This window comes from Nocardia amamiensis NBRC 102102 (genome assembly GCF_001612745.1).
Lineage (GTDB): Bacteria > Actinomycetota > Actinomycetes > Mycobacteriales > Mycobacteriaceae > Nocardia > Nocardia amamiensis.
The window spans coordinates 1-12,163 of the sequence record NZ_BDBA01000271.1 but is presented as its reverse complement, the minus strand read 5'-3'; the positions used below and the strand labels follow the sequence as shown (position 1 = coordinate 12,163).

9 protein-coding genes and 1 pseudogene are annotated in these 12,163 nt (G+C 63.4%); 7 read left to right on the top strand and 3 right to left on the bottom strand.

Annotated elements, in window-relative coordinates:
* The first annotated feature begins 7 nt into the window (after window positions 1-7).
* Complete coding sequence (locus tag NA4_RS43890; protein WP_373862864.1) at window positions 8-517, top strand: helix-turn-helix domain-containing protein; 510 nt, start codon at window positions 8-10, stop codon at window positions 515-517.
* 451 nt (window positions 518-968) lie between these two features.
* On the opposite strand, the gene NA4_RS34720 is transcribed toward NA4_RS43890, so the two are convergent.
* Window positions 969-2,264, bottom strand: a complete 1,296-nt coding sequence (locus NA4_RS34720; protein WP_067479736.1) for a cytochrome P450 — start codon at window positions 2,262-2,264, stop codon at window positions 969-971.
* Between the two features lie 1,281 nt (window positions 2,265-3,545).
* Here NA4_RS34720 and NA4_RS43400 point away from each other — a divergent pair.
* The 3 genes from NA4_RS43400 (at window position 3,546) to NA4_RS43885 (ending at window position 7,898) form a co-directional block, all read left to right on the top strand.
* Window positions 3,546-6,476: a helix-turn-helix transcriptional regulator gene (locus NA4_RS43400; RefSeq protein ID WP_084497725.1), complete on the top strand. Its 2,931-nt coding sequence runs from the start codon at window positions 3,546-3,548 to the stop codon at window positions 6,474-6,476.
* 428 nt (window positions 6,477-6,904) lie between these two features.
* Complete coding sequence (locus tag NA4_RS39740; RefSeq protein WP_169811174.1) at window positions 6,905-7,564, top strand: LacI family DNA-binding transcriptional regulator; 660 nt, start codon at window positions 6,905-6,907, stop codon at window positions 7,562-7,564.
* Window positions 7,461-7,898 carry a substrate-binding domain-containing protein gene (locus tag NA4_RS43885; RefSeq protein ID WP_373862863.1) on the top strand — a complete coding sequence of 146 codons (438 nt, stop codon included), beginning with the start codon at window positions 7,461-7,463 and terminating at the stop codon, window positions 7,896-7,898. Before NA4_RS39740 ends, NA4_RS43885 begins: the two co-directional genes overlap by 104 nt.
* 284 nt (window positions 7,899-8,182) lie before the next feature.
* Here NA4_RS43885 and NA4_RS44060 read toward each other — a convergent pair.
* Together NA4_RS44060 and NA4_RS34700 are read right to left on the bottom strand one after the other, a co-directional pair.
* Window positions 8,183-9,736, bottom strand: a pseudogene (locus NA4_RS44060) (IS1634 family transposase); the annotation flags it as partial.
* A gap of 55 nt (window positions 9,737-9,791) precedes the next feature.
* Entirely contained in the window at window positions 9,792-10,247 is a 456-nt protein-coding gene (locus NA4_RS34700; RefSeq protein ID WP_218022506.1) for a rhodanese-like domain-containing protein, read from the bottom strand.
* A gap of 88 nt (window positions 10,248-10,335) precedes the next feature.
* Between NA4_RS34700 and NA4_RS34695 the strand changes: the two genes are divergently transcribed.
* The 3 genes from NA4_RS34695 to NA4_RS34685 all read left to right on the top strand — a co-directional run.
* A complete protein-coding gene (locus tag NA4_RS34695; RefSeq protein WP_218022505.1) occupies window positions 10,336-10,803 on the top strand; it encodes a MarR family winged helix-turn-helix transcriptional regulator in 468 nt (155 codons plus the stop codon).
* Window positions 10,804-11,119: 316 nt separating this feature from the next.
* Window positions 11,120-11,500 (top strand): VOC family protein, encoded by a 381-nt coding sequence (locus NA4_RS34690; protein ID WP_067479731.1) that lies wholly within the window; start codon window positions 11,120-11,122, stop codon window positions 11,498-11,500.
* 233 nt (window positions 11,501-11,733) lie between these two features.
* A partial coding sequence (locus tag NA4_RS34685) for a transposase (RefSeq protein WP_174553036.1) occupies window positions 11,734-12,163 on the top strand: 430 nt, incomplete at its 3' end.

Genomic DNA, 12,163 nt, shown 5'->3' with positions numbered 1-12,163 from the left:
CCGCGCGATGTGCTGGGGGAGAGCAACGATTCGCAAACTTGCTGCAGCTCGTCATGCCCCTGGGGATTGGATCCGGCGGGACCGGATGACCACGGCGAGTTGGGACGGAAAGTCTACTGCGCAGATCGCGGGCGAGCTGGGCTGTCATCCACAGACGGTGCGAGAATTGTTGCACCGGTACGCTACTCACGGCTTTGGACGGGCTCGGCGTTCGGTGAGGGGCGGGACGCAACCTCGACTGACAGAAACGATCGCAGTCGCGTCGTGGCCTTGGTGGCCAGACACCGCCGGGCGTGTCGTCAGCTCAACGCTGCCCCCACCGCATTGCACTCACCCGAGCTCGCTGCCATCCGGACGCGCGAGCACTACTTGCACGGCGCAAAGCTGGCGGAGATCGGGGAAGAGCCCTCCGAATCCTCAAGCGTCTCCGACGTTGTCTTCCGCGCCATGCTCGCAGACCAGCACCCGAGCGAGCTCACCACGGCTTGACAGAGGAGCTATCCACAGTCCCCCATGAAACTGTTGCGGAGACGGAAGGCAGCAAGGCGGGCTCGTTCGGTAAGCGGGACAGGTTCTCCAGCACTCCCTGCTGCGTCGGCCACCGACTGTACGGACAGGCCTGCGTCCTCAGCCGAGACGATGAGCGCAGTATTCTCAGCCATGCAAGGACAGTACGCGACTTTTCATAAGTAGTTCCCGTCCTTTGACTGGCAGTGTATCGATGCGAATTTTCTATGCCTTCGGACTGCGTGGTATGCGGGGATACGACTACGATCCGCCTCTTGGGTCGATCGGGCGTTGATTGATCGCGAGTGGTGCCTGGGTTGCGCTGCGAGGGGTGCTGTCGTACTCCCTGTTCAGCGGAGACGAACTCGGAAGAGGCTCGTAGGTCTGCTGACGCATTCGCCGCCGAAAGGTTCATGGGGACGAGAGCATCGAGTGTGTAGGACGGCTCCCAGTAGATCGCACTACGGCGCTGAGTGTGACGCGAGCGTAAGAAAAGTTGCGTACGGAGCGGATTTTGGGAAGACGACGGGTAGAGACACCAAGGCGCGATGGAATGGACCGGGCCGCCAGGTCAGTTCGTCTGCCGCAACTTTTAGTTGCATTTCCGGCAGGGCGTCGAGCAACTGGTCGATAGCATCTTGAGCGATGAGGTAGGACACCGACCTGGCGGGGCAGGCGTGCGGCCCCGCAGCCCATGCGAGATGAGCGCGGTTGCCGGTGTGTTCACCGTTGTTGACTGCGGGGTCGTTGTTGCAGCCGGCCATGCTGATCACGACCGGTTGGTGCGCGGGCAACCACACATCGTTGATGAGGATCGGCTGCTTCGGGTAGCTGACGCAGTAGTTGTGCACCGGCGGGTCGTTGAACAGCACCTCGTCCAATGCGTCGCGGGTCGAAAGGCTGCCGCCGAGAAAGTTTCCCGCGAACCGGTCGTCGGTGAGCATCAGCCGCAGGGTGTTGACGATCAGGTTCTGCTGCGGCTCGATGCCCGCGCCGTACAAGGTGACCAGCTGGTGGATCATCTCCACGTCGTCCAGGTTCGCGGGGTGCCGCAACAGCCGGGAAGTGACGTCGTCGCCCGGTTCTTTCCGCTTCATCTGCACCAGCTCGAACAGCGCGTCGGTGAGCATGGCGTTGCCCTTGTCCGCGTTGACGCCTTCGAAGATGGCGGCCATGCCGGTCGCGACCTGCTGCCCGATATCCGGCGGGCAGCCGAGCATGGAGTTGAGCACCGCGAAGCTGAGCGGGAAGGCGTACTGGCTGATCAGATCCGCGGCGCCGTCCTCACAGAAGGCGTTGATCAGCGGGATGGCGATCCGCTCGACGGTGCTGTGCAGGGCGTGCAGATCGATCTCCGCGATGCTCGCCACGTTCGCCTGCCGGTAGCGCAGGTGTTCCAGGCCCGCGCTGCGCAGCGCGTTCGGCCGCCACTCCAGCATCGGCAGGATCGGGCACTCGCCGGGAATGCCCTTCTGCCAGGTGCGCGGATCGGCCGGGAAATGCTCGGGGTCGTTGAGAATGCGTAGCGCCGTGTGGTACCCGATCACCAAGGTAGCTGGCACACCGGGCGACAGCTCCACCGGAACGAGCGATCCGTACTCGCGGCGCATCGCGCGGTAGGTTTGGTGAGGATCCGTTGCGTACGCCGTCGAATACAGCGCGACCCGGGGCCCAGTGGCGCCGACCGGCGAACCGTGCTTGACGGGATAAACGTTCGTGTAGGCCGGGCTGCGAGGCGGAAACTGGGGCGTTGTCAAGACGAGACTCCAGACGACAGAACAGTAATGCAACGAAGATTGGCAATGGGGCGCAATAGGTGATTCGGTATTGTGCGTTGATTGACGTACTCCGGCCGAGCGGTTGCGTGTACCTCACCGAGCAGGTGTTCGCGCGCCGCGTCCAAATGAATGTTTGGCGTGCTCGTCGGCTGAGGCCTCTGACGCTGACCACTCGTGTCCTGTGCAAACCCGCGGGTGTCATAACTCCACGGCCAGCATCGATGCATCCGTAGGCGAACAGATGCAAACTGCAGGGTTGAACCGTCTTGCCAGATGCGGCATCGAATTGGCCACAATGTGACGCTCGCACGTCTTCGGCCAAAGTGGTATGGGGGAAATGCCTACCGGTACGGCTATTGCACCTGCCACCACCCGGCTGCAAGCTTGATGGCGAAATCCCGTGTGCGAGGTGGACGGAAGACGCAACCCAGCACCAAGGGGGAGGAGCAGACGGCTCCGTTACCGGGTGAGGCTGATCCTCGCTCGCCATGATCCAATCGACTGGCGAGCTTGACGGCGTCAGCCAAATCGTCAGCTTCTCCCCATCGCGCTGTCGGTGGGGGACTGCCATCCCATCGCGCCGTGCCAACCGACGGCGGCAATCGGGGAGGGGGCCGCTCCAAAGCCGCGGGAAGGGCCGCGTCGAGATCGTGAACCGCGCGAGTACCGATGCGGCCGATATACCTAGGGGCGCAGACTTGACTATGACCCACCACCATGCCGAACCGGGGGCATGGCTCTGAGCAAGGAGAGCCCGTGGGCAGGAACAATATGATCTACTATGTTGTTTCGAGCGGGGTAGCCCTGGTGGGACCCCGCGAGAAAGAGGGTCTCTGCCGGCCGCCAGAAGTGTGTGACCAGCGGCCTGAACGAGAATGCCATCTGAAGCAAATCGACCGGAGCTCAACTGGCAACCTTCGGGGCGCGGAACGCTCGCGTGTTCTACCCGTATCGAACCAACCGGTACCGCCGGTCTGGTATTTCTGCTTGCGTTCGCGCCCAAGCTCCGACGGCTTCCGCTTCTGGGCGGGCGGCGGTTCCATTCCACGACATTCTCGCAGTTGGGGGCCGCGATTTGACCGAAAGGTGAGAGATGCGGTGAGCTGAGTCAACGTTGACATCCGGCACGGCCGGAGAAGTGCAGAGGATTTTGAAGTGTCTGAGGTATGGCCTACAGGGGTCTGGACCGGCGCGCTTGCTGGTAGCAGTGGAAAGGGGGCGGATCGGTTTGCGTCATCACGACGTCGTTCGGGCTCGTCGATGACGACCAGTGCAGATGCAGCTGCGAAACTGGTTGGTAGGACAACTGAGCTGCTGAGCATGCAGCAGGTGCTGTCTGGCGCCCTGTCGGGCTCGGCGGATGCTGTGGCGGTGCTGGGTGAACCGGGGATCGGTAAGACTTGCATGCTCGGTGAGCTGTGTGAACGTGCCGGTGCATTGGGTTTCGACGTCTTGGCCGGGCGAGGGTCCGAGTTCGAGCAGGACGTGCCCTACGGTCTGGTCATCGACGCGCTCGATGAACGATTCCGGACACTGGAAGCTGAGGTCATCGCAGACCTGGGGCCGCAGAACGTGGCCGAGCTCGGCGCCATACTGCCGTCGCTGGCGGGACGCAGCGGCCGGCTCGCGAGCCAACTTCAGGTGGAGCGGTTCGAGTTTCATCGCGCTGTTGGGGCTGCGTTTGAGCGATGTGTCCGGGATCGACCGTTGGTGTTGGCGTTCGATGACGTGCACTGGGCCGACCCGGCGTCGGTGGAGCTGATCGGTTTCCTGCTGCGGCGCCCGGTGCCCGGCGTGGTGCTGGCGCTGGCCTATCGCCCACTGCAGGCACCGCGGCGGCTGCTCGATGCCGTCGCGCAAGCGGTGCGCGACGATCTCCTGCGCGAGCTCAAGTTGGTACCGCTGACGATCGGGGAGGCAAGTGAACTGTTGGGACATCGACCGGAATCGGCTTTCGTCCGGTCATTGCATCTCGAGAGCGGCGGGAACCCTTTTTACCTCGAGCAACTTGCACGGATGGCGCGAAACAGTTCAGCGCCAAAGGCTGCATCACAACGCGATAACGAGCACGAGACCAGTATCCCCGCCGCAGTGCGTGCAACGCTCGCGCAGGAACTAGCCGTTCTGTCTTCGTCCGCGCTCGAGGTGCTTCAAGCCGCCGCAGTCGTGGGCGACCCGTTCGATGTGGATCTGGTGACCGATACCGCAGCCACCAACCACAGTACCGTGTTGGAATGCCTTGACGCGCTGGTCACGGCCGACCTCGTCCGGGTGTGCGATGTGGCGGGGTCGTTCCGGTTCCGGCATCCGATCGTGCGTCGCGTGGTTTACGACAGCACGATGCCCGGCTGGCGGCTCGGCGCCCATAAGCGGACGGCACATGCACTGACTCGGCGCGGCGCGGCGCTTGGCGCACGAGCCCACCACATCGAGCGCTCGGCAAGTATCGGCGACGAGGAGGCCGTGACGATCCTGACCGAGGCGGGACATGCTGTGGCAGCCCATGCTCCCGCCGCGGCTGCTGGCTGGTTCAAAGCCGCCCTCCGGCTACTTCCCGAAACGGGCAGGGTAGAGCAGCGATTGCCGCTGGCATTCTCACTGGCCATCGCGCTCGCCTCCTCCGGCAGTCTGCTCGAGACCCGCGCGACTCTCGAGCAGGTGCTGGAGCTTGTTCCTTCCAGCGCGCACAGTGATCGGATACGAGTTATCGTGATGATCGCGCGCACCGACCACGGATTGGGACGGGCCGAAGAAGCCCGCCACCTCATCACAACAGCGCTCGAAAAGGCTGCCCCAGGCAGCGCTGACGCGGTCGCGCTGCGCTTGGAACTCGCCCAGAACCGTCTGATGATGGGCCGGTGGGAGGAGGCCGTCGATATTGCTACGCAGGCTCGCACGCAGGCGGAAGACCTCAGCGAGCCGACGTTGCTGATTGCTGCGACCTCAACTCTGGCGTGGTATACCAGCTACCGAGGGAGCGTCGCCGAGGCACAGGAACTGATCGACCTGGCCGCAGATGGTTTGGACGCACGTGAGATCCACCTCGACCCAGTATTGCTCGATGCGCTCGCGGATCTGATGGCCGCGGAGATGTCCGCCGACCGCTTCCGCGCCGCAGGTCGCCACGCCGAACGCGGGGTACGTGCCAGCCGAGCCACCGGCAACGGTTACGCCTTCAGCCGCTTCACCCTTGGCGTGGCCGTATCAAAGCTGAATCTCGGACAGTTGAATGACGCCCGGTATGCCGCGGAGACCGCCGTGGAAGCGGCACTGCTATTGCAGAATGATCAGCTGCTCCAGGCAGCGGAGAGCTTGCTGTGCTGGGTCGAGACATTGAGAGGCGAACTGCCGGCGGCAGTGGCCGCAGGCCGTGCCGCAGTGCAGGCTGCCGATCGGCAGCCGGATGCGGTCTTCGCCTGGCTTGCGCATGCGTGTTACGGTGAAGCGCTCATCGAAGCGGGCGAAACTGAACGCGGTCGCCAGGAGATCTTGTCCATCGGCGGATTCGAACTCTCGGATGTGCCTCCCACTAACCGCACGTTGGTACGGCAGACGCTGGTCACGGCTGAACTATCTGTAGGCCGGATCGATGCGGCCGAAAAAGTGGTCCGGCAAATGGAAGAAACTTCGGTAGGGACTTCCCGCGAAGGAGGTGCGAACTTCGCCCGAGCCCGCATTCATCACGCGGTAGGTGACTTCACGGCGGCCGCAGCGGCTGCCCAGAAAGCCGCCGAGTGCTTCGACATGGTCGAGCTGCCAATCTGGGCTGGTCGCTGTCAGCTCCTTGCTGGCCGAAGCCTTGGGCTGGACGGTCAGCTCGCAGCGGCAATCCACGAACTCGAGCGGGCCCACACCATCTTCCACGACACAGGAGCTGAACGGCTGCGCGATGAGACCGCGAAAGAACTCCGAAACCTCGGACGACGCGTACGGCGCCAGCCCGCCGCCATCGAACCGGGGCATCCGCCGACCTTGACCGAACGCGAGCGCGGCGTCGCCGACCGGATCGTCCAGGGATACACGAACCGCGAGATCGCCGCAGAACTGTTCATCAGCCCCAAGACCGTAGAGAAGCACCTCGCACGGATCTTCACTAAGCTGGGCATCTCCTCCCGCGCCGGAGTAGCAGCAGCACTGTACCGACACCAGACCAACCAGCCCGGACAAATCCGTGGAGTGCCAGAACTATGAACTGTCCTCAATGATCACCGACTGCCTATCGAGCACGAAGACCGTACACGCAATCTCATCAACGTTGACGTAATCGACCACCCTTCCCCGACCACGGCAGCATCTACCACATGCGGTCGTTAATGCTATCGACCACCGTGAACTCCGCCGGTTCAACCCCGGGGGCCGTGTCGAGCCGGCGCACCATCGGCTGACCATCGTTGCGCACCCCATCCGCCAGCAGCCACCGCGACAGACCCGAAGCAGACCGAACCGGTCCGTCTCGGTACGGGAGGGTGAAGAGTCGATGATGCGTGGCGTCAACGCTCATTGACGAGTCGCCGAGAAGCCGCTACCATCTGGTAGGACCTGAGGCGCGGTCGAATCACGGCAAATGTTTTGGAGGAGCGATGAGTCGGCCGGCACAGCGGCAGTCGGTGCGGCCCACGATGAAGGCTATTGCCGACCAAGTTGGTGTAAGCATCAAGAGCGTCTCCAGGGTCCTCAACGGCGAGGGCGGTGCTTCCCCTGCCGTTGCCGACCGGATCCTTGCCGCCGCCGAGGAACTGGGTTTCCGCCGCAATGAACTTGCCCGCGGTTTGCGCCAAGGTAGCCGCACCAGCACGATCGGTCTCGTCTTGAAGGAATCCTCTACTCGGTTCTTCGATAGGCTGATCTGCGGTATCGATGAAATCGCGGAGCGGCACGAGCTACTGGTTGTCACCGCCACTTCGCGCTCGACGGAGCGGGAGAAGGCTACCTTACTTGCGCTATCGTCAAGGCGGGTCGACGGACTGTTGGTTGTCCCGACTGGCGTGGATCAGTCCTACCTTCGACCGGAACAAGCGGCAGGGTTGCCGCTCGTGTTCATCGATCGCCCACCAATGGGAATCGCCGCGGACTCTGTGCTGACCGATTCATTTGGCGGTGGCTACGCCGCAGCTGAACATCTGCTGAGAATCGGGCACCGGCGCATTGGCGTTATCGGCGCATCCGCATCGCTGTATACCCGTCTCGGAGCGTCTCCGCGGCTATTACGCGGCTTTCGAGGCCCATCAACTCCGGTTCGACCATGGACTCATCCGTCTCGACGTCGAGGGAGCAGCTGAAGCAAAGGTCGTAGCTGATGAGCTACTCGATTTGGCAGACCCACCGACCGCGCTTTTCACACTGAGCAACCAGTTCTCGTTCGGCGCCATCCGGGCCCTGCATGAGCGCGGCCTCAGTAACGATCGAGCGCTTGTCGGCTTCGACGACTTCGCTCTCGCCGACATGCTGCATCCACCGGTATCCGTGATCACGCACGACATCACCGAAATGGGCAGAGTTGCAACGGAGCGGCTCCTTGCTCGCATTAACGGTGACACCTCCCCGCGCCACTCCACCACCCTTCCCGTTCAACTCATCAAGCGTGGCTCAGGGGAGATTCCACCAAGTAGATAGCGCGGCTGGTGTATGCCACGCAAATCAATCGAGCCAGCGCACTGATTATTAGCCCTACGAGATCAGCCTCTCCTTGCATCGGCTTGATCGTCACGCAAACGGTTTCAGTCAGTTGGGCCAACAAACAGGGTGGGTCACGGCCTTCCCGCGGGCCGACCGGGACGAAGTTCGGAGCGATTGGCCGGGGTTTCGCAGAGTTCCGAGGGTCTGGAGCGATGAATTATGGCCTGGGCTGTGGTGACATGGAGATGCGCACCTGGAGTTCGTGTCTCTAGGCGCGGGTATCAGTGCGGGCGGGGCGTTGGGGTGAGTTCGACGATCTGTTTGGGTGTGGGGGCGCCGAGTCGGGTGAGCAGGTCGCGTTGCGACTTGGTAGGGTCGGTGAGGCGGCGGAAGGTGCCGGCGAAGGTTCCGATGTGGAGGCGGTCGAGTTCGCGGCGGATGGCCGGCCAGGTGGTGCCGGTGCGGGTTTCGGCGATGCGGACCAGCAGCAACGCCAGCCAGCACAAGATGACATGGGCGCGGATGTGCTTCGAGTCGGTGGTAGACCGGTTGCAGATCGAGGACGGATTTCATGTCGCGCCAGCGTCGTTCCACTTCCAGGAGCTTGAAACCGACCGCGATGTCCTCGCCCGACAGCTTCGGATCCGACGATCTCAGTAGGTATTTGCCGTCGAAAGTTGACTTCGGCCTCGATCTTCGCGGCATAGACGCGCAGCTTCCCGCCGGCGGTGACACGCAGGAACCGGTTCAACCCAGGCTTGGCGGCGATGCGGCCGCGCAACTCACCGCGTTTGAAGTCGCTCAATTCGTCACTGCCGTCGATCATTTCTCGTAGTGCGGTGACGAGCTGGTCGCGGGTGGTGGCGTCACGCTCGGCCGATTCGAGGTTGTAGCAGATCACGAACCGTTCCGTCTCGCTGACCCGGGCTTCCTTGACCCGCATGTTGCCGGGTGATGTCGAGGTAGCGGCCTTGCCGCGACATCGCGGCCTGGACTTCGGCCGACCCGGAGCGCAGTTTCTCCACGATGTTGTAATGGTGGTCGACTTGACGCAGGTAGCGGCGGTTCTCGGCGGAGGAGAAGCCCCGGTCGGTGACCCAGATGGTCTTCGACAGGGTCCAGTCCCGCATATCGTCTTTCACCTGCCGGATCAGCACCTGATCGCTGGCGTTGCCCGGCCGGCACCAGTAGCGCACCGGGATCCTGTCGCGGATGACGGCCATTCGATCACTATCTGCGGCAAGTCATCTCGTGAATCCTTCGACTTGCCCCAGGTCCGGAACCCCACCGCGTTCTCGTGCGCGGCGGCGTCGGGATTCGGGCAACCCTTCTCGTCTCGGGCGATCGGCTCGTCAGCGCCTTCGACCTCGAAATACGTTGAGGTGGTGTCGAAGAACAACAGATCCACCTCCAGGTTGAGCAGGCTAGCGAGGCTAGCGACCCGATCCAACCTGATGTTCTTCGTCTTTCACCTGGTGCAGCCAATCCATCGCCCGGTAACAGGCGTCGTGCTGTTCTCGGGCAGCCGATCGATATGCACGTCGTGACAGATCTAGTCCGGGGCAGCCAGTTCGACGACGGGGCCATGGCCCGGTTGGCGACCAGGCCGAACAACACCCGCTCGATGCCCGACCCGTCGCGGTGCCGACCACTTTTCGGCTGCCCCAGCCCAGCGACGGTGGCATCTATGCCCAGCTACGGCCATAGATGATCGAGCGCATACGCGCCACCGAACGGCCTGGAGGAACAGAACCTCAGCCCGTCGGCGGCCGCGCTCGCCGCCAGTGCGTCGGCGCGGGATCCGGCAGCCGCGACAACGACGCCACCGCCCGCTGCCGCAGCGCGCTGATGGCCAACTCCACATGCGCAGAGACCGGCGCGCCGCGAACCTCAGCCTCCCAGCCAGCCGGCAGCTCGATGCTTGCGCTCATGTCTACCATCGCATCGCACGAGGATGCGCCACCCGGCCGAGCGCGTCGGAGCTGCTCGACAGCGGCCGGGCACGATCTGCGGCGGGACGATCAGCTCTCGACCGGCAGCCCGGCGTCGGTCCAGTCCTGGATGCCGTCGCGGTACTTGCGCACATTTGGTGTAGCCGAGGGCCTCCAACTTGGTGGCCACCTGCTGACTGTTGGGGCAAGATGCGTTTGAGCAGTAGGTGACTATCGCGCCGGACTTGTCTGGAAGAAGCTGCGGTGCTGTGGTTTCCACGTCGGCTTCGACCAGGTTCAACGCGCCGGGCAGGTGTGCCTTGGCGTAATACTCGGCGCCGAGCGCGTCGATCACGGTCACCGATCCGGCTTCGATTTCCTTGGCGAGCTCGTCGCGGGTGATCAGTGTGGTCATGACGTAATGCCTTTCTCGAACCAGAATGTATGTGCGTGTGCACGCTATTATATATGTGCGCGTGCACGCAATCAGCTATGATGGTGTTGTGCCGACGTCCGTGAACCGAACTCGCCCAGCGGTCGCCGCCTGGGCGGCGCTGCTGCAGGTACACGCCACGCTGGTACCCGAACTCGACGCCGCCCTGCACCGCGCCACAGGGCTGCCGCTGAGCTGGTACGACGTACTACTGGAACTGGATGCACCACAACGCCTTCGGATGAGCGACCTGGGCGAACGGGTAGTGCTGAGCCGCACCCGGGTGAGCCGGCTGGTCACCGAATTGGAGACCCACGGCCTGGTGCGCCGGGAACCCAACCCGGACGACGGACGCTCGGCCTTCGTGAGCATCACCGTTACCGGCAGGCAGCGGCTGCGCGAAGCCGCTCCGCACTACCTGTCCGGTATCGAAGAACGCTTCGCCGCGGTGTCCACCGACGACCTGAACGCGCTGGCTGCGACACTGCACAAGGTGCTGGGCCTGGCCGACCTGCCCGACCCGGCCGCGCGCGGCTGAGCTGCCGCGCCCTCAACCGGTCGCAGATCGCCGCATGTCAGACGACGCTGTCGGAATCGCGGCCGACAATGCGACGCGGCGCTGTGGTGCGCCGCCGCCCTCGGAGCCGATATCTGAAGTGGTGCGCACACCGTCCCGGATTTCCGTACTGGCCTGCGAATACACTGGCCGCTTTACACCGCTCGCCGCCACGCCGCGACCGGTCAGCGCCGACCAAGCGCCCAGCGGCGCGCGCCAGCACAGTGTAAAAAACACCCCTTGGAATCGATCATCTAGGCGGCCCCGGCCGGGCGCCTACAGTCGTAGGCTGGTCTTCATGCGCGCCGTGATCGACCATGTAGGTATTCCCACCGCGGATCCTGAAGCAGCTGGCACCTTCCTTGCTGGGATCCTTGGTGAGGGAGACGTGGTCCCGGACGGCCCACCGGGCGACGACTCGGGCGACATGTTCTCGCTCGTACTCGACGGCTGGTCGCTTGCATTCGTGCGAGTGCTGCAACCTGTTCATCCCATCCACATCGCGATCCGGGTCGCACCAGAGGCGTTTACTGCGGCAATCGAGCGCCTGAGCGAGGCCAGCATCGCCTTCGGTAACGATCCCGAGGACGCAGCGAACGGACGTACAGACGATCCGCTCGGAGGCGCGGGCCGCGCCTATACTTCAGGGATCGTGACGGACACTTCTACGAGCTCGTAGTAGGACCGCTTCCCATCCAAGGCTGAAACCGCACAAGCAAACTAGTGCCGCGTCAGGCAACGTTCGGTAGGTAATCCGGGTGCCGGATCTTGGATCCGGGTTGCGTCCAGCAGAGTGGTGTAGGAATCGGACCGGCCGGTTCGATGATCGGCGTGTCGTAGCCGAGTAGAGGTGGTCACCGCGTGATCCTTCAACAGACCTACCAAGTCACTGAAGGAAGAAAGTTTCACGCGATGACCTCTGTCCAGCCTATCGACCCGTCCAAGTTGCTGTCGGACCAACTCGCCGTAGCGAGCCCGGATCTGCTGCGCAATATGATGTCGGCGTTCATCCAGGCCCTGATGAGCGCCGAAGCCGACACCGTGTGCGGCGCCGGCTACGGCGAACGCTCCGACGAGCGGGTGAACTCACGAAATGGCTACCGCCACCGCGACTTCGACACCCGTGTCGGCACGATCGACGTCGCGATCCCCAAACTGCGCTCGGGCAGTTACTTTCCGAATTGGCTGCTCGAGCGCCGCAAACGCGCCGAACGCGCACTCACCAGTGTGGTGGCGACCTGCTACCTGCTCGGGGTCTCGACCCGCCGCATGGAAAAGCTCGTCGAATCACTCGGCGTGACAAAGCTTTCCAAGTCGCAGGTATCGATCATGGCCGCCGAGC

Coding starts and splice junctions, on each gene's coding strand:
- NA4_RS43890 (WP_373862864.1), top strand. CDS start 8: ATGTGCTGGGGGAGAGCAACGATTCGCAAACTTGCTGCAGCTCGTCAT.
- NA4_RS43400 (WP_084497725.1), top strand. CDS start 3,546: ATGACGACCAGTGCAGATGCAGCTGCGAAACTGGTTGGTAGGACAACT.
- NA4_RS39740 (WP_169811174.1), top strand. CDS start 6,905: ATGAAGGCTATTGCCGACCAAGTTGGTGTAAGCATCAAGAGCGTCTCC.
- NA4_RS34700 (WP_218022506.1), bottom strand. CDS start 10,247: ATGACCACACTGATCACCCGCGACGAGCTCGCCAAGGAAATCGAAGCC.
- NA4_RS34690 (WP_067479731.1), top strand. CDS start 11,120: ATGCGCGCCGTGATCGACCATGTAGGTATTCCCACCGCGGATCCTGAA.